The organism is Sinorhizobium arboris LMG 14919, assembly GCF_000427465.1.
Taxonomy (GTDB): Bacteria; Pseudomonadota; Alphaproteobacteria; order Rhizobiales; family Rhizobiaceae; genus Sinorhizobium; species Sinorhizobium arboris.
Map to the genome: position 1 here is coordinate 1,134,334 of NZ_ATYB01000014.1, position 23,455 is coordinate 1,157,788.

Here is a 23,455-nt window from a genome sequence, read left to right on the forward strand (position 1 = left end):
CGACAGACAAAGAGCCTTTTTCGAGGAGGCTGTCTAAGACGTCGGAGGCTGCGCCGGATAAGAAAGGTCCTGTTTGGCGCAAGCGATGGTGCAGCAGCCAGACGGCAGCCGGAACGTTCAGGTCCCGGGGCCGCTCTACTTCTGACCGATACTGCTGAGTCACATCAAAGACCAAACAAGAATGCCAATGTCCTGGACCTCTGAAAGAGGCCCGATGAATGCGCCCGCTTGCGGGCATCCGGTGAAATTCACCATCAAGAACTCCGGCCACCGCCGGAAATTTGCGAACCAGTATACGGAGGAGGAAATGCGGCGACGGCGGATGAACACCTGCGGCCGCGGAAGCTTGATACGGTTGCAACCGGTTGTTCCGGCTCGATCACTCCCTGGCGCCAAGCTCGTCTAAAAGCTCCGGCTGCCCGGCCGACGTTTCTATCCCGTCAACACTTTCTCCTTGTGACGCTTTTATGTTTTCCATGTCACATTGGCAAGGGAAAAGCCTTTGCCGCCACAATATTGATCGATTCGCTTGCGCGGGTGTAGCCGGATCTTCCGGCGGAGATCGCTGCGGCGGAGCGGCGCAGGGTGGCCTCTCTGTCAAGCTTCGGTTAACCCTGAGGGTTCATTGGTTGAAGGGAAGATAAGTGGTGCCGGAGAGCCCTTCGCCGGTACTTTGATGGAAGGATGCGGGGTTCCAGTGAAGCGTTCGGCAACTAGGCTTTGTTCGGTGCAGGCGATGGGGTGCCATTGCGGTGTACGCATGCTGGTGGCTGCTTTCGCTGCCGTTCTGCTTCTCTTGTCACCCGGGCCGGGCGTGCGCGCCGGGGAGCCGATGCCTCTCCTTGCCTATGCCGCGCGGATCGCCGGCGACGATGCCCGCACGCGTCTGGTGATCGAGTTCGATCGCGAGCCGGCCTTTTCCGTCCACTACGTCGCCAATCCCGTTCGCGTCATCGTCGATCTGCCGGAAACGTCGTTCGGGCTGAAGCCGGAAAGCCTGGAGCCTCGCGGGCTGTTCGATGCCATCCGCTATGGTGGAATGGGGGCAGGGGCTTCGCGGCTTGTGCTCTCCGCCAAGGGATCGACCGAGGTGACGCACGCGGAAGTAATACCGATGGAGGACGGAAAGGGCTTCCGCCTCGTGCTTGATGCCGAGAGGGTCGATCAGGACCGCTTCGACAAGCTGCTGGCCGAGCAGCAGTGGACGGGTACCGTGCGCGCCGTCAAGACCGACCGCCCGGCCGTCGCGCCCCCGAAAGCCGGCGCCTTCGTGGTTGCCATAGATGCCGGCCATGGCGGGATCGATACCGGTGCGATCGGCGGCGTCACCAAAACCGAGGAGAAACATGTGACTTTGGCTTTCGCGAGGGAGCTGGTGGAAACGCTCAATCGCGAAGCCGGCATAGAGGCGTTTCTGACCCGGGACCGCGACGAGTTTCTGTCCCTGCCTCAGCGCGTGCAGATCGCACGCCAGCGGGGCTCCAACCTGTTCATTTCCGTTCACGCCGATACGTTGCGGCAAAAGGATATTCGCGGCGCCACGGTGTACACCATCTCCGACAAGGCATCCGACCACCTGGCGGCCGATCTTGCCGCGCGCGAAAATCTCTCCGACGAGATTGCCGGGATACCGCTCGAAAGCGAACCCGCGGAAGTCGCCGACATCCTTATCGATCTCACCCGCCGCGAAACGCAGGCCTTCTCGGTCAATCTCGCCCGAAGCGTCATTTCCTCGTTCGAAGGGCAGATCAAGCTGATCAACAATCCGCACCGCCATGCGGGCTTCCGGGTCCTGCAGGCGCCCGACGTGCCGTCGGTGCTGCTCGAACTCGGCTTCCTGTCGAACAAGGAGGACGAGAAGCAACTGCTCGATCCGCAGTGGCGCAAGAAGGTATCCGCGCTGTTGGCCGATGCTGTACGGCGCTACAGGAATACGGCGGTTGCAAACGGCGGTTGAACGCGCGGGGCGTTTCCGCGAGCCCTGATTCCGATCCGTCGCAACGCCGCCGTATGGGGATGTGATTTGTGTCCAGCCGGTAACAGCGATATGCTTTTCAGCAGATGCGCACTGTATAATCCGAAAACAGCCCTATTTTCCTCACAATCCAGGCCCCTTAGGGGGAGGGCGTCCCGATTTGTTGGGAAACGGTGTTGATGCTTCAGGTTCCTGGCCATATGAGGGAGCCCAGACGCGTATAACTGCAAATACCAGACGATTTCTTTTGGAAGAGTTTGGCGAGGTCGACTTCCTTCGCGCAATACGCGCGTTCGGGCATTCGGCGACCTCGCAACGGGACGATAATTAAGATACCGGTACCTGACTGATGATCAGACTGATTGGATATTTTTTCGGCATTGGTGCGTTTCTGCTGCTTGGCGCAGCCGCGGCCGTAGCGATCTATCTTGGTGCCATCACGAAGGACCTGCCCGATTACGAGGTGCTGGCCAATTATGCTCCGCCGGTGACGACGCGCTTCCACGCCGGCAACGGCGCGCTGATGGCCGAATATGCGCGCGAGCGCCGGCTGTATCTGCCCATCCAGGCAATACCCGACCGCGTCAAGGCGGCATTCATCTCGGCGGAAGACAAGAACTTCTACCAGCATCCCGGTATTGACGTGACGGGACTCGCGCGCGCCATCGCCGTCAACCTGCAGAATTTCGGCTCCGGGCGGCGCCCCGTCGGGGCGTCGACGATCACCCAGCAGGTCGCGAAGAACTTTCTGCTCAGCTCCGACCAGACGCTCGACCGCAAGATCAAGGAGGCGATCCTCTCCTTCCGCATCGAACAGGCCTACAGCAAGGACCGCATTCTCGAGCTTTATCTCAACGAGATTTTCTTCGGGCTGAATTCCTACGGCATCGCCGGGGCGGCGCTGACCTATTTCGACAAGTCGGTGACGGAACTGACAATCGCCGAGACCGCCTATCTTGCGGCTCTGCCCAAGGGGCCGGCCAATTACCATCCGTTCCGCAAGGTCGACGCCGCGATCGAGCGCCGCAACTGGGTGATCGATCGCATGGTCGAAAACGGCTATGTCACCAAGGCCGACGGCGAAGAGGCAAAGAAGCAGCCGCTCGGCGTCACGCCGCGCCGCGGCGGCGCGCACCTTTTCGCCTCCGACTTCTTCGCCGAGGAAGTGCGTCGCCAGATCATCCAGAAATATGGCGACAAAGCTCTCTACGAGGGCGGGCTTTCGGTACGCACGTCCCTGGATCCGCGCCTGCAGGTGGCGGCGCGCAAGGCGCTGCAGGACGGTCTTCTGAACTATGACGAGCGTCGGGGCTTCCATGGTCCGGTAAAAACGATCGAGATCGGCGGCGACTGGGGTGAGCCGCTGAGCAAGATCCCGGCGCTCAGCGACGTGCCGGAATGGAAGCTGGCGGTTGTGCTCTCGGTGAACGAAGAGGGCGCCGAAATCGGCATCCAACCGGACAAGGAAGCTTCCGGCAAGATCGTTCCTGAACGGGTGACCGGCCATATCGCCGCGGAGAACATGCAGTGGGCCTATCGCTCCGCCGGCGGAAAGCGCAAGACTGCCAAATCGCCCGAGGGCGTCTTCGGGCCGGGCGACGTCGTCTATGTCGAGGCACTGGAGAAGGCCGGTGAATATCGGCTGCGCCAGCCTCCGAAGGTTCAGGGCGGACTGGTGGCGATGGACCCGCATACCGGCCGCGTGCTGGCGATGGTCGGCGGTTTTTCCTATGGGCAGTCCGAGTTCAACCGCGCGACTCAGGCGATGCGCCAACCCGGCTCCGCCTTCAAACCCTTCGTTTACGCGGCTGCTCTCGACAACGGCTATACGCCGGCATCGGTCATTCTTGATGCGCCCATCGAGATCGTCGCGGGCGGCCAGGTCTGGCGTCCAGAAAACTACGGCGGCGGCTCGGCCGGGCCTTCGACACTCCGTCTCGGCATCGAGAAGTCGCGCAACCTGATGACGGTCCGGCTCGCCAACGACCTGGGCATGAACATCGTCGCCGAGTATGCCGAACGTTTCGGGATCTACGACAAAATGGCGCCGCTTCTCGCGATGTCGCTCGGCTCGGGCGAAACGACCGTGCTGCGGCTCGTTTCCGCCTATGCCGTCATCGCCAACGGCGGCAAGCAGATCAAGCCGTCGCTGATCGACCGGATCCAGGACCGTTACGGCAAGACCATCTTCCGCCACGAGGATCGGGCCTGCGAGAATTGCAACGCCGGCGACTGGGCGGAGCAGCAAGAGCCGGAGCTGATCGACAATCGCGAGCAGGTCCTCGATCCGATGACCTCCTATCAGATCACTTCCATGATGGAAGGCGTGGTCGTACGCGGGACGGCAGCAGGCAAGATCAAGCTCGATCGTCCCGTCGCGGGCAAGACCGGCACCACCAACGACGAGAAGGACGCCTGGTTCGTGGGCTACACTCCCGATCTCGTCGCGGGGCTCTATCTCGGATTCGACGATCCGGCACCGCTCGGCCGCGGGTCGACCGGCGGCGGCCTGTCGGCGCCGATCTTCAACGCCTTTATGCAGAAGGCCGTGGAGGGCACCCGCCCCGGCAAATTCGTGGTTCCGGAAGGCATGAGCCTCATTCCCGTCAACCGTAAGACCGGCATGGCGGCCGTCGAGGGCGAGCCGGACACGATCATCGAAGCCTTCAAGCCGGGCACCGGCCCTGCTGACACCTTCTCGGTCATCGGCGACCTCGACGAATATGCGCCGCCGGAAGAGATATTGAGGACTTCTCCGCAAGCCAATCAGGCCGTAACCTCCGGTTCCAACGGGCTGTTCTGACCTTTTTTCCTGATGCTGGCGCCCGGAAGCCGCGCAGCGGTTTCCGGGTAAACGGCATGCACGAAACAACATGACGCCCGTCGCCTTTACATCGGTGGCGGGCATCGCTATTTGACCGTCACGTTCGAAAAATCACGTCAAGAAGCAGGATCATGCGCAGCGAAATCGAGAACATCGTCGACGAAATCAAGCAGGCCATAAGCCTGCTGAGGAGGCATCTTTGACTGGGATCAGGCGGTAAGGCGGCTGGACTGGCTGAACAACAAAGCGGAAGACCCGTCGCTCTGGAACGACGCGGCCGAGGCGCAGAAGCTGATGCGGGAGCGCCAGCAGCTCGACGACGGCATCAATGGACTGCGCCGCTTCGAACAGCAGCTCAACGACAACATCGAGCTTATCGAGCTCGGTGAAGAGGAGGGCGACTCTGCGATCGTAGCGGAGGCCGAGGAAGCGCTCCGCCAGCTGCGCGGCGAGGCGGCCAAGAAGCAGGTCGAAGCCATGCTTTCAGGCGAGGCCGATCAGAATGACACCTACCTCGAAGTTCATTCGGGCGCCGGCGGCACGGAAAGCCAGGACTGGGCGAACATGCTGCTTCGCATGTACACCCGATGGGCCGAACGCCAGGGCTACAAGGTCGAGCTGATGGAAATCCAGGACGGGGAAGAAGCGGGCATCAAATCGGCCACGCTCCTCGTCAAGGGGCATAATGCCTATGGCTGGCTGAAGACGGAATCGGGCGTGCACCGGCTCGTCCGCATTTCGCCCTATGACAGCAATGCCCGCCGTCATACGTCCTTTTCGTCCATCTGGGTCTATCCCGTGGTGGATGAGTCAATCCAGATCGACATCAACGAAAGCGATTGCCGGATCGACACCTACCGCTCGTCGGGCGCCGGCGGCCAGCACGTCAACACGACTGATTCGGCGGTCCGCATCACCCATATGCCGAGCGGCATCGTGGTGCAGTGCCAGCAGGAGCGCTCGCAGCACAAGAACCGCGCCAAAGCATGGGACATGCTCCGCGCACGGCTCTACGAGGCCGAACTGAAAAAGCGCGAGGAAGCGGCCAACGCGGAGGCGGCGTCGAAGACCGATATCGGATGGGGTCACCAGATCCGCTCCTATGTCCTGCAGCCCTACCAGCTGGTGAAGGACTTGAGGACTGGCGTGGAAAGCACCAGCCCGGGCGACGTGCTCGACGGTGAACTGAACGAGTTCATGGAGGCAGCCCTCGCGCATCGCGTCAACGGTGGTGCGGACGCGGCCGTCGACGACCTGAGCTGATTCTTCGGAGAAACGCCGGTGCGCTGCACCGGCGTTCTGCATTGAGCGAGCCTTGAATGCGGTCTGCCCCTTGTCGCGCTGCCGCGACCTTCACCCCATTGTGACGTGAAGAAGGGATAGGCCGCGCACGTTCCCCGCCTGCGGGGGAGGCCTTGGGTTAAGTTCATGGAAACGGCAGTCCGAACTCGGCCCGGCCCGGTCGGATGTCAGTTTGTCGCCCGCTCGATCCTGATGTCGCCGAGTTCGTCGATCAGCACCGTCCACGACTCGGGCTCCGTCGCGCCCGGATCGGTCTTCAGGTAAACGGTAGCGAACATTCCCGGCTGCGGCGTAATCCCCGTCGAGGTTTCGGGGCGGATATCCGTGACATAGGCCTTGAGCGCCGTGAACTCCTCGAGTTCCGCGGAGGAAACGACCTCAGGTCCTGTCGGTGTGGAGGCGATCTGCTGCAGATGAATCTGCGCCGTACCGTCCGCCTGCCGGACGGCAATCAGTTTATAATAGCCGCGGCGCGCGGCTGATGCCGTGGCCTTGGCATTGCCGCCGCGGTCCTGCCCGCTGTCGGCTGCGTCGCCATTCTCTTGCCAATAGCCCGTGCTCGTCACGAATATGACGTTCGGAGGCAGAATTGCGCTCTCCTGGGCCACCAGGCTTCCTGCCGGCAGGGCCAGGCAAAGCGTCATGAGCAGCACTTTATGCATCTTGAATATCCTTCGCCACAGCTCCCGGGCCCACGGCTCCGCCTTTCCCGACGGACATATGAAGGCCGCTGCAGCACTTGCGTTTCTGCATGGCTTCGACCGGCCCGATCGAAGCCATGCAGGGGCGCCCGAGACCGCCGCCGCTCCTATAATATCACGTCCGCAACGTGTGATTTCAATTGGAGAACTGCTCGGCCAGGATGCGATCGGACCAGGAATGGTCCGGGTCCGAAAGGATGCGTGCCGTGAGCTTCTCCGATTCAGCGATGCGCACGTTGACGACGGACTTGACTTCCTGGTGGTCGGCCACGGCGTTGACCGGGCGCTTGTCGGCCTCGAGGATTTCGATGTCCACGGTCACGTGGTTCGGCAGCAGTGCCCCGCGCCAGCGCCGCGGCCGAAAGGGACTGACGGGCGTGAGTGCCAGAAGCGGCGCTTCCAGCGGCAGGATCGGTCCGTGCGCAGAGAGGTTATAGGCGGTGGAGCCCGCAGGCGTCGCCAAAAGCAGCCCGTCGCAGGTCAATTCGTCGAGCCGCGTCTTGCCGTCGACGATGACCTTCAGCTTTGCGGCCTGGTAGGACTGGCGGAAGAGATAAACCTCGTTGATCGCAAGCGCGGTGAACTTATCCCCGTTGACGTCCTTGGTGCACATCTCGAGCGGATGGAATGCGTTTTCGTCCGCATTGGCGATGCGCTCATGCAGGTTCTCGGTGCTGTAGCGATTCATCAGGAACCCGACCGAGCCGCGATTCATACCGTAGACGAGCTTGCCGGTATTCATCGTCTTGTGCAGCGTGTGCAGCATGAAGCCGTCGCCGCCGAGCGCTACGATCACATCCGCTTCGCCGGCATCATGATCGCCGTAAATGGCTCTGAGATCCTCGGCTGCCTTCTGCGCTTCCTCTGCCGGCGATGCGATGAAGGCGAGGGAGTTGAACTTGCGGGCCATGAACTCAGTCCGTTGATCGTTGCAGGGCAGGGCCTGCATGTTTCTTCGTCCGTCAAGACGCGCAGCGCCGTAGACGCTGCGCTCGCTTTTCTGGCACGGCCCCGGCGCGAACGCATCCGAAAAAATGAGGAAAGCCGCATTTTTGCTTTACACCTGGAGAGAATATGGTAACTCCCAGCACAGATGTGCCCTTATAGCTCAGTTGGTAGAGCGGCTGATTTGTAATCAGTAGGTCGGGAGTTCGAGTCTCTCTGGGGGCACCACATTGTTTTTTTCTGATTTAAGATCAATCGGTTGAAGCCAGGTGCGGGGCGTCTGGGATTGGGGTGCGGGAAAATCTGTTCCCACTTCATGCTACAACCGGGACCTATTTGACGGACCGATAGCCTCTCACGGCGTCCTCCTCGGCGCCATCACGCCGCCCGAGCGCATTCGCCGCTTTGTCGCGCCTTTCTGAGATCGCTCTTCGAGAATTGACGAGGCGGAAGGTCCAAATAGTCTGTCGGAATGCGGCCGATGGTGCGCAGTCCGCCGGAGCAACTGCAGTGATGTGACCGTCGCATCAGATATCGAACGATGCCGCCGGCCTCGGGTCGACCTCGCGGCAGCGCTCCAGCGCCTTGATCAGATTTTCCGCCAGATAGTCGATGAGTGCGCGGGTCGCAGGCAGCAGGCCGTGACGCGAGGGGAAGACGAGGTGCACCATGACGTTGCCGGAGGTCCACTCAGGCAGAACCGGAACGAGGGCGCCGGTGCGGAAGGCGCGCTCGCAGATATGGTCGGGCAGCAGCGCTATTCCCATGCCTTCGATGGCGGCGCGCTCGAGGATGAGAAAGTCGCTGCAGCCGATGACAGGCCGGTGAGCGATCTCGATCGCTCCCCCGCTTGTGTGTACGAGCCGCCAGACGTCGTTCGGATGCTGCTCGTTCATCGACAGCGTCGGCATTTGCGAGAGGTTGTCGGTCGTGATCTCGCCAAGGCGCGCGAGAAGCGTAGGGCTGGCGGCGAGGCGTTGGCGCACCTCGCCGAATTTGCGAACGATCAGCTGGCTGTCAGTGTCGAGCTGATCGCGCGCACGCAAGGCGACGTCGATCCGTTCCTCAATGAGGTCGATTCGCCGGTTGGTCGCAGTGATCAGCAGCCGGACGCCGGGATATCTGCGGTGGAAAGCGGGCAGGATGTCGGCGAGCATCGGCGTGAAGCCGATCGGGCAGGCCAGTCGGACGACGCCTGTCGGTTCGGCGCGTACGGCCGCGATTTCGGCTTCGGCTGCGGCCACGCCGTCGAGCAGGCCCTGGGCGTGCTCGTAGAAGATGCGGCCGATTTCGGTCATCCGCAGCTTGCGGGTCGAGCGCTCAAGCAGCCGGACGCCCAATTGTTCCTCCAGGCGCGCGACATGTTTGCTGAGCTTGGATTTCGGCACGTTCAGGTCGCGCGCAGCGGCGCTGAAGCCATGGTGTTTGACGACCGCGGCGAAGAGCGCGATATCGTTGAGATCCTGCATGATTGCCTCCTATCAAGGCGTATCGACGATCATACCGCTTCTCGTCCATCGGAAGTGAAGATTGGCGGCCAGGTGTTCGCGATATCTGCCGAAATTGTTTCCCTGGGGAAACGGAATGTCAAACTTTCGCTGACTTATCGTAGGATTGTTTACAGATCATATGTGATGCACCGCAACGTAAGCAAAAGGTGCTTCCCATGAAAACCCTTCATATCGACTCCGGCATTCTCGGCGAACACTCGGTCTCCCGTCGCCTGACCTCGGCAATCGTGTCGCAGATCAGGGCCGATCGGCCCGATACGGAGATTACCTATCGGGATCTCGCATCCGAACGCGTTCCGCACCTGACCGGCGCGCAGATCATGGCGCCTGCCGATCTCGAAGGTGTCGACGCCGCGTTGGCCGCTGATGTACGCATCGGACGGCAGATGCTTGAGGAATTCCTGGCCGCCGACACGATCGTCGTCGGTGCGCCGATGTACAACTTCTCGATCCCAAGTCAACTCAAGGCCTGGATAGACCGTCTGGCGGTTGCCGGCAAAACCTTCCGTTATACCGAAGCGGGTGCGGAAGGCCTCGCCAAGGGCAAGAAGGTGATCGTCGCTTCCACCCGTGGCGGTCACTATTCCGTCGCGCCGGCTTCCGCAATGGACCACCAGGAAACCTATCTTCGGTCGGTCTTCGGCTTTTTCGGCATAACTGATATCGAGTTCATCCGCGCAGAGGGTCTGAACCTCGGCGCCGACCAGAAGCAGTTCGCCATCGCAGAAGCCGAAAAGACGATTGCTCAGGGCAACGTTCTGAAGCTCGCAAGCTGATCATTCGGCCGGCGCTGTGGCGCCGGTTCGTTGCGGAGGGTGCCGGCTGGGCGATCAGCCGGCATTCTCCGTTTCTGATCGGGGCGAATTTGCGTTATTCTGCCGGGCATGAACTACCTGTGCGCCCTGCGGTTTCTGGCGTTGTCGCTCGCGGCCGTCGCCTCGGTCGCAGCAAGCGTTTCCGCGTCTGCGCCGGACCGGCGATGCACCTGCCGCCATCGCGACGGAGCGACATACGAACTCGGCCAGACTGCCTGCATCCGCGTCGGCGACGTCTCCTATCTCGCGCGTTGCCAAATGGACCTCAACGTCACGACGTGGAGAAAACTGCGGGACGGCTGTCCGACGGCCGGACTTACGCCCACGGGCGTTCCGCCGGCATTTATCCCTTGAGATGCTGTCTCGCCGCGTACATTGCGATCGCGGCGGCATTCGAGACGTTCAGCGACTTGATCGCACCCGGCATGTCGAGCCGGGCGAGCGCCTTGACCGTCTGCCGCGTCTTCTGCCGCAGGCCCTTGCCTTCCGATCCGAGCACGAGCGCGATCTTGTCTCCCGCGAATGTGCCCTCGAGCGGCTGCGGCCCCTCGGAATCGAGCCCGATGGTCATGAAGCCGAGTTCGTGGAGCTCTTCGATGGTGTCGGCGAGATTGGTGATCTGGATATAGGGAATGAGCTCCAGCGCGCCGGAGGCCGATTTCGCCAACACGCCCGATTCTGTGGGACTGTGGCGCATCGTCGTAATGAGGGCGCCGGCGTCGAAGGCGACCGCCGAGCGCATGATCGCTCCGACGTTATGAGGATCGGTCACCTGATCGAGAACGAGAATCAAGGGGCAATCACGCAAGGCCCCGAGCTTGCGGTGCGGCAGCGGCCGCGTCTCCAGCATCACGCCCTGGTGAATGGCATCGGGCCCGAGAATCCGGTCGAGTTCCTGTGGAGTGACGATCTCGGCCGGGAAGGGGAGCTTCGCCGGATCTCCAAGGTCCAGGCGCAAGGCGGCGTTCTGCGTAACCGCGAGGCGGATGATGTGACGTTCCGGATTGTCGAGGGCGGCGCGAACGGTGTGCAGCCCGTACAGGAGCACCTGGTCGGGGGCGAGTGCCGGCGGCTTCCAATCGGCAGGCAGCTTCCCGCGCTTGTCCTGGCGCGGCGTCGGAATCTCCCCGCGTTCGCGGCGGGCATCCCGATGCGCGCGGCGGAGATTTGCGTAATGGGTGTCTCTGGCGCTCTTGTCGCCGGTCTTGTCCTTGCTCATGCCGGTCTTATAGTGAGCTTCGCCTCGGGTTCAAACTGATTTCGGAAAGTCGCCGCTGCGGCCGGCTGTGGAGAAATTCCGAAAATTTGCATTTCGCCGTGTTGACAGGACGAATGCAGGCGGTCATATACCCGGCGCAGATCGACGGGCGACGCCAAACGCCGGTTCCTCCGCGATCTCAAATGCTTGGTCGATTGATCCCGACAGATAAATGGAGGGATGCCCGAGTGGTTAAAGGGGACGGACTGTAAATCCGTTGGCTCAGCCTACGTTGGTTCAAATCCAACTCCCTCCACCATTCTGCTTCAGGATCGAAGACCCGCGGGTATAGCTCAATGGTAGAGCAGCAGCCTTCCAAGCTGAATACGCGGGTTCGATTCCCGCTACCCGCTCCAGCTTCCGTTTCAAGACATTGCAAAGATTCCGGCGCGCTTTAAGTTGGCGCCGCATATGACTGTTTATACGTTTCTTTTCCTGCAGTGAGATTGCATTTTCGGAGCTCCGGCCGCACCTTGCCGCGGTCATTCGAAACGGGCGAGACCTTGCCGTCGCAGCCTGCGCAATTAAGTCTTGCGCAAATGCGACGAAACCCTTAAACGGCTCGACAAACCGGCCCCGCCGGCTGATCCATCTTATTTGACCACAGGAAGCGTACCCATGGCAAAGAGCAAATTTGAGCGCAATAAGCCGCACGTTAACATTGGCACGATTGGCCACGTTGACCATGGCAAGACGTCGCTGACGGCAGCGATCACGAAGTATTTCGGCGAGTTCAAGGCGTATGACCAGATCGACGCTGCGCCGGAAGAAAAGGCGCGCGGGATCACGATTTCGACGGCGCACGTGGAATACGAGACGCCGAACCGTCACTATGCGCATGTCGACTGCCCCGGCCACGCCGACTATGTGAAGAACATGATCACCGGTGCGGCGCAGATGGACGGCGCTATTCTGGTGGTTTCGGCAGCCGACGGCCCGATGCCGCAGACGCGCGAACACATTCTGCTCGCCCGCCAGGTCGGCGTTCCGGCGATTGTGGTGTTCCTGAACAAGGTCGACCAGGTCGACGACGCGGAACTTCTCGAGCTCGTCGAGCTGGAAGTGCGCGAACTTCTGTCGTCCTACGAATTCCCGGGCGACGACATCCCGATCATCAAGGGTTCGGCCCTGGCTGCGCTTGAAGATTCGGACAAGAAGATCGGCGAAGACGCGATCCGCGAGCTGATGGCTGCGGTCGACTCCTACATTCCGACGCCGGAGCGTCCGATCGACCAGCCGTTCCTGATGCCGATCGAAGACGTGTTCTCGATCTCGGGCCGCGGTACGGTTGTGACCGGCCGCGTCGAGCGCGGCATCGTCAAGGTGGGTGAGGAAATCGAGATCGTCGGCATCCGTCCGACGACGAAGACGACCTGCACGGGCGTTGAAATGTTCCGCAAGCTGCTCGACCAGGGCCAGGCCGGCGACAACATCGGCGCGCTTCTGCGCGGCGTCGACCGCAACGGGGTCGAGCGCGGTCAGATTCTGTGCAAGCCGGGTTCGGTCAAGCCGCACCGCAAGTTCAAGGCTGAAGCCTACATCCTGACGAAGGAAGAGGGCGGCCGTCATACGCCGTTCTTCACCAACTACCGTCCGCAGTTCTACTTCCGCACGACGGACGTGACCGGCATCGTGACGCTGCCGGAAGGCACGGAAATGGTCATGCCGGGCGACAACGTCACGGTTGACGTCGAGCTGATCGTGCCGATCGCGATGGAAGAAAAGCTGCGCTTCGCTATCCGCGAAGGCGGCCGCACCGTCGGCGCAGGCATCGTCGCCTCCATCGTCGAGTAATTCCGGTCGGACCGGACTTCGAACCCCGCGGGCAACCGCGGGGTTTTTTTTGGGCAATTGCCCCAAGCAAGGCGCTGCGCCGCGTTCCGTTACTGCGGGCGACCGCTTTTCGCGTGTGATGTTTGCAACAGTGCTTGCATAGCCCCTCGCGGGACAGCCGATTATCACGCGACCATTCGCGCCGGTCGTGCTATCTTCCGGTTCTGACGATTTGCCTGACGGCACCGGTTGCGACTGCGGCGCGGTGCGTCTTGCCGGACGCGCAAAGGTCGCTGCGGCGCTTTGAATTGCATGTTCCATCGATCGGTTCGAGGAAACCTGCAGCAGGATCGGAATCCATGAACAGACGTATTCCCGCGCGGCTTGCCGCGGCCGGCATCGTTTTGATCTGTGCCGGGACATTCCCGAAATTGGCATCGGCCGCCGATGACAGCCCGCTTATCTGGTCGCCTTCCAAAACCGGAGCTAACGCCTACAAGTTGCGGTTCGGCGTTCGCCGGACGGGGCGATGGAACACGTCGGCCGGTGCCGAGGTCTCCATGGATGCCACGCGCTCGGGCAAGATCAATCCGCCCGGCGCACCGGTCCGCCTCTGGGGAACGGCCTCGCGCGAGAGCGGGAGAGGGGCGCCAGCGCGTTCCTCCCGGGTCAGCGTGGATTACAATGCCCTGCGGGGAACCGGCAACTTCGGCGCCGGCACAGCGCGCAGCTGGATTCTCACGCCCACCCTCGATGCGGAGGTTCACCGGAGCATCGCTCTTCAATGCAACGCCTATGAAAACCGGTGCAACGAGCCGAGGCTGACCCAATCCGCCAAGCTCGTCTCTCGGGCAAGCCGGACGTCGCTCACTGTGCAGAGCCAGGTTTCGAGTGGCGGCCTCAGCGGCGTAAGCCGGATTGGGGTGGAACAGAATTTCGGCAACTTGCGCCTCGGCGCAGCGGTTGCCGAGCCGCTGCTGGAGCCCCGGAGCGTGTTCGACATCCGCTATAGCCTGAAGTGGTGAGCCGCCATAACATTCGATGCCCCTGCAATGGATCTTGCGCGAACGCGCAAAGAACCTAACCTACGGCGCGGCGCGTTCCGCCGTGAGATCGCTGCAGCACTTCTTCTTCTTTTGCCTGGGGAGCTATCATGAAAAAGCGAATTCTGTTCACTGGCGGCTCGGGTAAGGCCGGGCGGCACGCTGTGCCCTATCTCATCGAGGCGGGCTACGACGTGCACAACGTCGATCTCGTGCCGCTGGACAGCCCCGGCGTCACCAATCTGATTGCCGACATCACCGACAGCGGCCAAATGTTCAACGCGCTGTCGATGCACCGGGATTTCCCCGATCTCGAACGGGGGGCGCAGCCCTTTGATGCCGTGGTGCATTTCGCTGCCGTTCCGCGGATTCTCATCAAGCCGGACAACGAAACCTTCCGGATCAACGTGATGGGCACCTATAACGTCATCGAGGCGGCGGTGAAGCTCGGTATCCGAAAGATCATCGTCGCATCCAGCGAAACGACCTACGGTGTCTGCTTCGCCGAGGGGCACCGCGACTTCCATCATTTCCCCCTGGAGGAGGATTATGACGTCAATCCGATGGATTCCTACGGGTTGTCGAAGGTGGTGAACGAGAAGACGGCGAGAGCCTTCGCCGAGCGCTCCGGCTTCGATATTTACGCATTGCGCATCGGCAACGTGATCGAGCCGCACGAATACGCAAACTTCCCTCGTTATTTCGCTCATCCGGAAATCCGCAAACGGATCGCCTGGAGCTATATCGATGCGCGCGACCTCGGCCAGATCGTGAAGCTTTGCGTGGAGAAGGACGGTCTCGGTTTCGCGATATTCAACGCCGCGAACGACACGGTTTCGGCCAATACGCCTTCGCGTGAACTTGCCAGCAGGTTTTATCCTGGCGTTCCTTTCACGCGCGAGATCGGCGAGTTCGAGGGACTTCTTTCCAACCGAAAGATCCGGGAGGTTCTCGGCTTCAAGGAACAGCATGATTGGCGCCGCTATGTAAAGCTGAACGACTGACTGCGTTGCAGCTGCCGTTCGGGCGCCGGTTGGAGGCGGCGGCGGAAATTTTGTTGATTCTTTTTTGCCTTTTGCTGCGAATGCGCTTGAAAGCGTCCGGCAAACTGAATATGAAGCCGCTGACTTGGGATGCAGCCGGTTTTCGGTTTGCGTCGCGGCGCCGTAGGGGTATAGCTCAGTTGGTAGAGCGGCGGTCTCCAAAACCGCAGGTCGGGGGTTCGAGCCCCTCTGCCCCTGCCATTCTTCCATCGCTGCCACGTGCGGGCGCGGTTGGGAGGGGGAGGCGGCAAGGCCGTCCAGTATATTCACAAAAAAGACTGATTGGCTCTTGTGGTTTTTGCAATCGGTCTTTATGTAGGGTCCAAACAGACACGCGGTGCGTGGGGCTGACAAGTCGGCTTTACGCGCCGTAATGGCGTGAGCATTTTATGGCATCCAAAACGAATCCATTTACGTTTCTGCAGCAGGTGCGCTCCGAAACGTCGAAAGTGACTTGGCCTTCGCGGCGCGAGACGACGATCTCGACGTTGATGGTCTTCGTCATGGTCTCTTTTGCCGCCGCCTTCTTCTTTGGTGCGGACCAGTTGTTGGGTTGGGTGATGAGCCTGATCCTCAACGTTGGCGCTTGATCGGGTGGAGGGTAGCATGGCTGCGCGCTGGTATATTGTTCACGCCTATTCGAATTTTGAAAAGAAGGTCGCTGAATCGATCGAGGAAAAGGCAAAGCAGAAGGGCCTCACCCATCTCTTCGAGAAGATTCTCGTGCCCACCGAAAAGGTGGTCGAGGTGCGTCGCGGACGCAAGGTCGACGCGGAGCGGAAGTTCTTCCCGGGCTATGTCCTCGTTCGCGCCGACCTGACCGATGAGGCCTATCACCTCATCAAGAACACGCCGAAAGTGACCGGTTTCCTTGGTACGGACAGCAAGCCGGTGCCGATTCCGGATCATGAAGCCGATCGTATCCTCGGTCAGGTTCAGGACGGCGTCGAGCGCCCGAAGCCTTCGGTCTCCTTCGAGATCGGCGAGCAGGTCCGTGTTTCCGATGGTCCTTTCGCATCGTTCAACGGCATCGTTCAGGATGTCGACGAAGAGCGGTCGCGCTTGAAGGTCGAGGTGTCGATCTTTGGCCGTGCGACGCCTGTCGAGCTGGAATACGGCCAGGTCGAAAAGGTCTGAGAGAGCGTAAACCTATAGGAATGGGCAGGCCGGTTTGCCGGTCTGTTCGGCGGAGCGATCCGCATCGCGTGGGAGGTTTCCGGTCTTAGCCGGACCGGATTATCCGCACCACGCAACCGCAGCCGCCGATCGGTCGATCGGCAAATGGCCGGGCAACCGGCTGATGAGTTCCCTTCTCGGTCTCGCCGCGGGGGAGCAGTGAAAGGCAGAGAGAAATGGCTAAGAAAGTTGCAGGCCAGCTCAAGCTGCAGGTAAAGGCCGGCTCGGCGAACCCGTCGCCGCCGATCGGTCCTGCGCTTGGTCAGCGTGGCATTAACATCATGGAATTCTGCAAGGCGTTCAACGCCGCCACGCAGGAAATGGAAAAGGGTATGCCGATTCCGGTCGTCATTACCTATTACCAGGACAAGTCGTTCACCTTCATCATGAAGCAGCCGCCGGTCAGCTACTTCCTGAAGCGCGAAGCGAAGGTTCAGGCGGGCTCCAAGACCCCTGGCAAGGCGAAGGCCGGTTCGATCTCCAAGGCTCAGATCCGCACGATCGCAGAGGCCAAGATGAAGGACCTCAACGCGGCCGATATCGAAGGCGCAATGGCGATGGTTGAGGGCTCGGCCCGCTCCATGGGCCTGGAAGTGACGGGCTAAGACCATGGCGAAGATTGCAAAGCGTGTACAGAAGTCCCGAGAGGGCATCGACCCGGCGAAGCTCTACGGCCTTTCCGAAGCCGTAACGCTGGTCAAGGAGCGTGCGACGGCGAAGTTCGACGAAACGATCGAAGTCGCGATGAACCTCGGCGTCGATCCGCGCCATGCCGACCAGATGGTCCGTGGCGTGGTCAACCTGCCGAACGGCACCGGCCGCTCGGTTCGCGTCGCCGTGTTCGCCCGTGGTGCGAAGGCTGACGAAGCCAAGGCTGCCGGCGCCGACGTCGTCGGCGCGGAAGACCTCGTCGAGATCGTCCAGGGCGGCAAGATCGAATTCGATCGCTGCATCGCTACCCCGGACATGATGCCGCTCGTCGGCCGTCTCGGTAAGGTTCTCGGCCCCCGCGGCATGATGCCGAACCCGAAGGTCGGCACCGTCACCATGGACGTCGCCGGAGCCGTCAAGGCTTCGAAGGGCGGCGCGGTCGAGTTCCGCGTTGAGAAAGCCGGTATCGTTCACGCCGGCATCGGCAAGGCTTCCTTCGATGCCAAGGCGCTCGAAGAGAACATCCGTGCCTTCGCAGATGCGGTGATCAAGGCGAAGCCGACTGGTGCCAAGGGCAACTACGTCAAGCGCGTGGCTGTTTCCTCGACGATGGGCCCCGGCCTCAAGGTCGATCCGGCAACGATCAGCGCGGCCTGATAAATAGTTTGACGGGCTTCGGTCCGTAACCTGATTTCCGGCCTTCATTGGCCGGAAATGTCCGGGCTTCCGCCCGGAACTCCTGTCCGAGATTGCGGGTGGTTCTACCTTAATCACCTTGCCCGCATGAGACGGGTAAGATCTGAATTTCATGAAGACGCGGAATGCGTCGGAATTCGGTTCGAGCCTCGCTTGCCTTGTGTCAGACCCGGCTCTCCCGGGAACGCCAAGGGACAGGATCCTCAAGCGTTGCTTGGGATCGAGAATGATCCCGGGTGACAAAGGCAAACCCGGCAGGGCTGCGATGAGCAACCCTGCCAACTGGAGACAGACAGTGGAAAGAGCGGAAAAACGCGAATTCGTCACGGAGCTGAACGAAGTCTTCAAGGCTTCCGGTTCGGTTGTCGTGGCCCACTATGCTGGTGTCACAGTTGCGCAGATGAACGACTTCCGTTCGAAGATGCGCGCTGCTGGCGGCACCGTCAGAGTCGCGAAAAACCGCCTGGCCAAGATCGCTCTTCAGGGCACGGAGTCTGAAGGGATGATCGATCTCTTCAGGGGGCAGACGCTGATTGCTTACAGCGAAGACCCCGTAACGGCTCCGAAGGTCGTCATGGATTTTGCCAAGACCAACGACAAGCTCGTTGTTCTCGGTGGCGCCATGGGGGCAACCACGCTCAACGCTGAAGGTGTCAAGTCGCTTGCGACCCTGCCTTCGCTCGACGAGCTGCGCGCGAAGCTGCTGGGCCTCATCAACGCCCCGGCAACCCGCGTCGCGACGGTTGTCGCAGCACCGGCAAGCCAGCTTGCCCGCGTGTTCTCGGCCTATGCCAAGAAGGACGAAGCCGCCTGAGGCGGAATTTCGCTGTTGTATTTAAAACCAGTTCGAACCGAACAAAAGGAAAAGTAAAATGGCTGATCTCGCAAAGATCGTTGAAGACCTCTCCTCGCTGACCGTCCTGGAAGCTGCTGAGCTTTCCAAGCTTCTCGAAGAAAAGTGGGGCGTTTCCGCCGCTGCTCCGGTAGCCGTTGCTGCCGCCGGCGGTGCTGCTGGTGGTGCTGCCGCCGCTGCGGAAGAAGAAAAGACCGAGTTCGACGTCATCCTGACGGATGCCGGCGCGAACAAGATCAACGTCATCAAGGAAGTCCGCGCCATCACCGGCCTCGGCCTCAAGGAAGCCAAGGATCTCGTCGAAGGCGCTCCGAAGGCTGTCAAGGAAGCTGTTTCCAAGGCTGAAGCTGCTGACCTCAAGAAGAAGCTCGAAGACGCTGGCGCGAAGGTCGACGTCAAGTAATTCGGCGAAATGCGAAGGGAGGGGGCCCTTGTGGCCGCCTCTCTTTGACCGTTTTTAGAACATATTACCCAAAAGCCTGTCGAAAACGGCTTTTGGGTAATGGGTTCTTCAAGAGGATGGTCTCGATCGAAGGACAGCACAGCATTCCGCGCTGGCGTCTTTCGATTGCTGGACGAGATTGAACTACCCATTGATTGACGGGGTCGACTGGCCATCGGTTCCCGTCCGTTGCAGGCCCGGATGCAAGATTGACAAGGAGCGACGATGGCTCAGACCCTTTCGTTTAACGGTCGTAGGCGCGTACGCAAGTTTTTTGGTAAAATTCCCGAAGTCGCGGAGATGCCGAACCTCATCGAGGTTCAGAAGGCGTCTTACGACCAGTTCCTCATGGTGGACGAGCCCCAAGGCGGGCGGCCGGACGAGGGGCTTCAAGCCGTTTTCAAATCGGTATTTCCGATAAAGGATTTCTCCGGCGCCTCGATGCTCGAGTTCGTTTCCTACGAATTCGAGGCACCGAAGTTCGACGTCGAGGAGTGCCGCCAGCGTGATCTGACCTATGCGGCACCGCTCAAGGTGACCCTGCGTCTGATCGTGTTCGATATCGATGAGGACACCGGCGCCAAGTCGATCAAGGACATCAAGGAACAGAACGTCTATATGGGCGATATGCCGCTCATGACGGACAACGGCACCTTCATCGTCAACGGCACGGAGCGTGTCATCGTCTCGCAGATGCACCGTTCGCCGGGTGTCTTCTTCGATCATGACAAAGGCAAGAGCCACTCGTCCGGCAAGCTGCTCTTCGCCGCACGCGTGATTCCCTATCGCGGCTCCTGGCTCGATATCGAGTTCGATGCGAAGGACATCGTCCATGCGCGCATCGACCGCCGCCGGAAGATTCCAGTGACGTCGCTTCTGATGGCGCTCGGAATGGACGGCGAGGAAATCCTCGACACCTTTTACACGAAGTCGCTCTATCAGCGCGACGGCGAGGGCTGGCGCGTGCCGTTCCAGCCTGATGCGCTGAAGGGCCAGAAGGCATTGGCCGACATGATCGACGCCGATACTGGCGAGGTTGTGGTCGAGGGCGGCAAGAAGCTGACGCCGCGCCTGCTCCGGCAGCTGCAGGACAAGGGCCTGAAGGCGCTCAAGGCCACGGACGACGATCTTTACGGCAACTACCTCGCCGAGGACGTCGTCAACTTCGAGACCGGCGAGATCTATCTCGAGGCCGGTGACGAGATCGACGAGAAGACGCTTCCGGTCATCCTGTCGGCCGGATTCGACGAGATTCCGGTGCTCGATATCGATCACATCAACATCGGCGCCTATATCCGCAACACGCTTGCGGCCGACAAGAACGAGAACCGCCAGGACGCATTGTTCGACATCTACCGCGTCATGCGCCCGGGTGAGCCGCCGACCATGGATTCGGCCGAAGCCATGTTCAATGCGCTGTTCTTCGATGCCGAGCGCTACGACCTCTCGGCCGTTGGCCGCGTCAAGATGAACATGCGCCTCGATCTGGATGTTCCGGATACGGTTCGCACGCTGCGCAAGGAAGACATCCTGGCCGTCGTCAAGATGCTCGTTGAGCTGCGTGACGGCAAGGGCGAGATCGACGACATCGACAATCTCGGCAACCGCCGTGTCCGCTCGGTCGGCGAGTTGATGGAGAACCAGTATCGCCTGGGTCTCCTGCGCATGGAGCGTGCGATCAAGGAGCGTATGTCCTCGATCGAGATCGACACCGTGATGCCGCAGGACCTCATCAACGCGAAGCCGGCTGCCGCCGCCGTTCGCGAATTCTTCGGCTCCTCGCAGCTCTCGCAGTTCATGGACCAGGTGAACCCGCTTTCGGAAATCACCCATAAGCGCCGCCTTTCGGCACTGGGTCCGGGCGGTCTGACCCGTGAGCGCGCCGGCTTCGAAGTGCGCGACGTGCATCCGACGCATTACGGCCGTATCTGCCCGATCGAAACGCCGGAAGGCCCGAACATCGGTCTGATCAACTCGCTCGCGACCTTCGCCCGCGTCAACAAGTACGGCTTCATCGAGAGCCCGTACCGCAAGATCGTCGACGGCAAGGTGACGAACGACGTCGTCTATCTCTCGGCGATGGAAGAAGCCAAGTATCACGTTGCACAGGCAAACTCGATTCTGGATGAAGACGGATCCTTCTCGGAAGAGTTCGTCGTTTGCCGCCATGCCGGCGAAGTGATGCTGGCGCCGCGCGACAATATCAACCTGATGGACGTTTCGCCGAAGCAGCTCGTCTCGGTCGCGGCCGCGCTCATCCCGTTCCTCGAGAACGATGACGCCAACCGCGCTCTGATGGGCTCGAACATGCAGCGTCAGGCCGTGCCCCTGTTGCGTGCGGAGGCTCCCTTCGTGGGCACCGGCATGGAGCCGGTCGTCGCGCGTGACTCCGGTGCTGCGATCGCTGCCCGCCGCGGCGGCATCGTCGATCAGGTGGACGCGACGCGTATCGTTATCCGCGCCACCGAAGACCTGGACCCGTCCAAGTCGGGCGTCGACATCTACCGTCTGCAGAAGTTCCAGCGCTCCAACCAGAACACCTGCGTCAACCAGCGGCCGCTGGTTACCGTCGGTGACGTCATCAACAAGGGCGATATCATCGCGGACGGTCCGTCGACCGACCTCGGCGATCTGGCGCTTGGCCGCAACGCACTCGTCGCGTTCATGCCCTGGAACGGCTACAACTACGAAGACTCGATCCTGCTCTCCGAGCGTATCGTGCGCGACGACGTCTTCACCTCGATCCACATCGAGGAATTCGAGGTGATGGCGCGCGACACCAAGCTTGGTCCGGAAGAAATCACCCGCGACATTCCGAACGTTTCGGAAGAAGCACTGAAGAATCTGGACGAAGCCGGTATCGTGTACATCGGCGCCGAAGTGCAGCCGGGCGACATCCTGGTCGGCAAGATCACGCCGAAGGGCGAGAGCCCGATGACGCCGGAAGAAAAGCTTCTGCGCGCCATCTTCGGCGAGAAGGCGTCCGACGTTCGCGACACGTCAATGCGCATGCCCCCGGGCACCTTCGGCACGGTCGTCGAAGTGCGCGTCTTCAACCGTCATGGCGTGGAGAAGGACGAGCGCGCGATGGCGATCGAGCGCGAGGAGATCGAGCGTCTTGCGAAGGACCGCGACGACGAACAGGCGATCCTCGACCGCAACGTCTATGCGCGTCTGGTCGACATGCTTCGCGGCCATGTCGCCGTTGCCGGTCCGAAGGGCTTCAAGAAAGGCACCGAGCTCTCGAACGTCGTCATCAGTGAATATCCCCGCTCGCAGTGGTGGATGTTCGCCGTCGAGGACGAGAAGGCTCAGGGCGAGATCGAAGCGCTGCGTGCACAGTATGACGAGTCCAAGTCGCGCCTCGAACAGCGCTTCATGGACAAGGTCGAGAAGGTTCAGCGCGGCGATGAGATGCCTCCGGGCGTCATGAAGATGGTCAAGGTCTTCGTCGCCGTGAAGCGCAAGATCCAGCCCGGCGACAAGATGGCCGGCCGTCACGGCAACAAGGGTGTCGTGTCGCGGATCGTTCCGATCGAAGACATGCCCTTCCTCGAAGACGGCACGCATGTCGACGTGGTGCTGAACCCCCTCGGCGTTCCGTCGCGCATGAATGTCGGCCAGATCCTCGAGACCCATCTCGGCTGGGCTTGCGCCGGCATGGGCAAGAAGATCGGTGCGATGCTCGACGCCTATCAGGCAAGTGGCGACATCGCGCCGCTGCGCCAGACGATCGACGACGTCATCGGATCCGGTCCGAAGGGCGAGCCGATCAAGCAGTACGACGACGAGTCGATCATCCGTCTGGCCGAGCAGACCCGTCGCGGCGTCTCGATCGCAACGCCGGTCTTCGACGGTGCAGTCGAGGCCGACGTCAACGAGATGCTCGAAAAGGCCGGACTCAAGGTTACCGGTCAGTCGACGCTCTATGACGGCCGTACCGGCGAGACTTTCGACCGTCAGGTGACCGTGGGCTACATCTACATGCTGAAGCTCAACCACCTGGTCGATGACAAGATCCACGCTCGTTCGATCGGTCCTTACTCGCTCGTTACCCAGCAGCCGCTGGGCGGCAAGGCGCAGTTCGGCGGTCAGCGCTTCGGCGAGATGGAGGTCTGGGCACTGGAAGCGTACGGTGCCGCCTACACGCTGCAGGAAATGCTGACGGTCAAGTCGGACGACGTGGCCGGTCGCACCAAGGTCTACGAAGCGATCGTCCGCGGCGACGATACCTTCGAAGCGGGGATTCCGGAGAGCTTCAACGTTCTCGTCAAGGAAATGCGCTCGCTGGGCCTCTCGGTCGAGCTGGAGAATTCCAAGGTCGACGATGTCGGTGCCACGGCGCAGCTGCCGGACGCGGCGGAATAAGAGACATCAGGTGCGTGCCGCTCAGCGGCGCGCACCGTTTCCGCCGTCGGGCACCTGATTGCCCGCGGCAGGAACAGGG

The 23,455-nt window shown here is 61.2% G+C and carries 19 protein-coding genes and 4 tRNA genes; 19 read left to right on the top strand and 4 right to left on the bottom strand.

Annotated features, from left to right (window positions below; all coding sequences use genetic code 11):
* The first annotated feature begins 727 nt into the window (after positions 1-727).
* The 3 genes from SINAR_RS0116550 to prfB all read left to right on the top strand — a co-directional run bounded on the left by SINAR_RS0116550 (position 728) and on the right by prfB (position 6,062).
* Positions 728-1,957 carry an N-acetylmuramoyl-L-alanine amidase gene (locus tag SINAR_RS0116550; RefSeq protein WP_028000133.1) on the top strand — a complete coding sequence of 410 codons (1,230 nt, stop codon included), beginning with the start codon at positions 728-730 and terminating at the stop codon, positions 1,955-1,957.
* A gap of 367 nt (positions 1,958-2,324) precedes the next feature.
* On the top strand, positions 2,325-4,778 hold the full coding sequence (locus SINAR_RS0116555; protein WP_028000134.1) for a penicillin-binding protein 1A: 2,454 nt from the start codon (positions 2,325-2,327) through the stop codon (positions 4,776-4,778).
* Positions 4,779-4,930: 152 nt separating this feature from the next.
* A protein-coding gene (gene prfB / locus SINAR_RS0116565) for a peptide chain release factor 2 (RefSeq protein ID WP_150823976.1) occupies positions 4,931-6,062 on the top strand; the annotation gives its coding sequence in 2 pieces (ribosomal slippage) (positions 4,931-4,999 and positions 5,001-6,062; 1,131 coding nt in all).
* Between the two features lie 206 nt (positions 6,063-6,268).
* Here the strand turns inward: prfB and SINAR_RS0116570 are convergent.
* Both SINAR_RS0116570 and SINAR_RS0116580 read right to left on the bottom strand, forming a co-directional pair.
* Positions 6,269-6,763, bottom strand: a complete 495-nt coding sequence (locus SINAR_RS0116570) for a hypothetical protein (RefSeq protein WP_028000136.1) — start codon at positions 6,761-6,763, stop codon at positions 6,269-6,271.
* 175 nt (positions 6,764-6,938) lie between these two features.
* Positions 6,939-7,712 (bottom strand): NAD kinase, encoded by a 774-nt coding sequence (locus tag SINAR_RS0116580; protein WP_028000137.1) that lies wholly within the window; start codon positions 7,710-7,712, stop codon positions 6,939-6,941.
* A gap of 187 nt (positions 7,713-7,899) precedes the next feature.
* Between SINAR_RS0116580 and SINAR_RS0116585 the strand changes: the two genes are divergently transcribed.
* Positions 7,900-7,975: transfer RNA gene (locus tag SINAR_RS0116585), tRNA-Thr, on the top strand.
* A gap of 299 nt (positions 7,976-8,274) precedes the next feature.
* Here SINAR_RS0116585 and SINAR_RS0116590 read toward each other — a convergent pair.
* Positions 8,275-9,216, bottom strand: coding sequence for a LysR family transcriptional regulator (locus SINAR_RS0116590; RefSeq protein WP_028000138.1), 942 nt, complete (start codon positions 9,214-9,216; stop codon positions 8,275-8,277).
* 197 nt (positions 9,217-9,413) lie between these two features.
* On the opposite strand from SINAR_RS0116590, the gene SINAR_RS0116595 reads away from it, so the two are divergent.
* On the top strand, positions 9,414-10,034 hold the full coding sequence (locus tag SINAR_RS0116595; RefSeq protein WP_028000139.1) for an FMN-dependent NADH-azoreductase: 621 nt from the start codon (positions 9,414-9,416) through the stop codon (positions 10,032-10,034).
* 108 nt (positions 10,035-10,142) lie between these two features.
* The gene (locus tag SINAR_RS1000000138300; RefSeq protein ID WP_028000140.1) at positions 10,143-10,427 is read left to right on the top strand and encodes a hypothetical protein; all 285 of its coding nucleotides are present in this window, start codon (positions 10,143-10,145) and stop codon (positions 10,425-10,427) included.
* On the opposite strand, the gene SINAR_RS0116605 is transcribed toward SINAR_RS1000000138300, so the two are convergent.
* Positions 10,417-11,292, bottom strand: a complete 876-nt coding sequence (locus SINAR_RS0116605) for a TrmH family RNA methyltransferase (RefSeq protein WP_028000141.1) — start codon at positions 11,290-11,292, stop codon at positions 10,417-10,419. The two genes, SINAR_RS1000000138300 and SINAR_RS0116605, sit on opposite strands and share 11 nt — an antisense overlap.
* A gap of 213 nt (positions 11,293-11,505) precedes the next feature.
* On the opposite strand from SINAR_RS0116605, the gene SINAR_RS0116610 reads away from it, so the two are divergent.
* The 13 genes from SINAR_RS0116610 to rpoB all read left to right on the top strand — a co-directional run bounded on the left by SINAR_RS0116610 (position 11,506) and on the right by rpoB (position 23,376).
* A tRNA-Tyr gene (locus SINAR_RS0116610) sits at positions 11,506-11,590 on the top strand.
* A gap of 23 nt (positions 11,591-11,613) precedes the next feature.
* A tRNA-Gly gene (locus tag SINAR_RS0116615) sits at positions 11,614-11,687 on the top strand.
* A 262-nt stretch (positions 11,688-11,949) separates the two neighbouring features.
* On the top strand, positions 11,950-13,125 hold the full coding sequence (tuf, locus tag SINAR_RS0116620) for an elongation factor Tu (protein WP_028000142.1): 1,176 nt from the start codon (positions 11,950-11,952) through the stop codon (positions 13,123-13,125).
* A gap of 338 nt (positions 13,126-13,463) precedes the next feature.
* Positions 13,464-14,129 (top strand): hypothetical protein, encoded by a 666-nt coding sequence (locus SINAR_RS0116630; protein WP_028000143.1) that lies wholly within the window; start codon positions 13,464-13,466, stop codon positions 14,127-14,129.
* 128 nt (positions 14,130-14,257) lie between these two features.
* Positions 14,258-15,151, top strand: coding sequence for an NAD-dependent epimerase/dehydratase family protein (locus SINAR_RS0116635; RefSeq protein WP_028000144.1), 894 nt, complete (start codon positions 14,258-14,260; stop codon positions 15,149-15,151).
* A 164-nt stretch (positions 15,152-15,315) separates the two neighbouring features.
* Positions 15,316-15,391 (top strand) — tRNA-Trp (locus SINAR_RS0116640).
* A gap of 188 nt (positions 15,392-15,579) precedes the next feature.
* Positions 15,580-15,780, top strand: coding sequence for a preprotein translocase subunit SecE (secE, locus tag SINAR_RS0116645; RefSeq protein WP_011975160.1), 201 nt, complete (start codon positions 15,580-15,582; stop codon positions 15,778-15,780).
* Positions 15,781-15,796: 16 nt separating this feature from the next.
* Positions 15,797-16,327 (top strand): transcription termination/antitermination protein NusG, encoded by a 531-nt coding sequence (gene nusG, locus SINAR_RS0116650; RefSeq protein ID WP_028000145.1) that lies wholly within the window; start codon positions 15,797-15,799, stop codon positions 16,325-16,327.
* Between the two features lie 215 nt (positions 16,328-16,542).
* Positions 16,543-16,971, top strand: a complete 429-nt coding sequence (rplK, locus tag SINAR_RS0116655; RefSeq protein WP_028000146.1) for a 50S ribosomal protein L11 — start codon at positions 16,543-16,545, stop codon at positions 16,969-16,971.
* A 4-nt stretch (positions 16,972-16,975) separates the two neighbouring features.
* Positions 16,976-17,674: a 50S ribosomal protein L1 gene (rplA, locus tag SINAR_RS0116660; RefSeq protein WP_028000147.1), complete on the top strand. Its 699-nt coding sequence runs from the start codon at positions 16,976-16,978 to the stop codon at positions 17,672-17,674.
* Between the two features lie 334 nt (positions 17,675-18,008).
* Entirely contained in the window at positions 18,009-18,527 is a 519-nt protein-coding gene (gene rplJ, locus SINAR_RS0116665) for a 50S ribosomal protein L10 (RefSeq protein ID WP_028000148.1), read from the top strand.
* Positions 18,528-18,585: 58 nt separating this feature from the next.
* Positions 18,586-18,969 (top strand): 50S ribosomal protein L7/L12, encoded by a 384-nt coding sequence (rplL, locus tag SINAR_RS0116670; protein ID WP_012707747.1) that lies wholly within the window; start codon positions 18,586-18,588, stop codon positions 18,967-18,969.
* Positions 18,970-19,233: 264 nt separating this feature from the next.
* Positions 19,234-23,376, top strand: coding sequence for a DNA-directed RNA polymerase subunit beta (gene rpoB, locus SINAR_RS0116675; RefSeq protein ID WP_028000149.1), 4,143 nt, complete (start codon positions 19,234-19,236; stop codon positions 23,374-23,376).
* Positions 23,377-23,455: the final 79 nt, after the last annotated feature.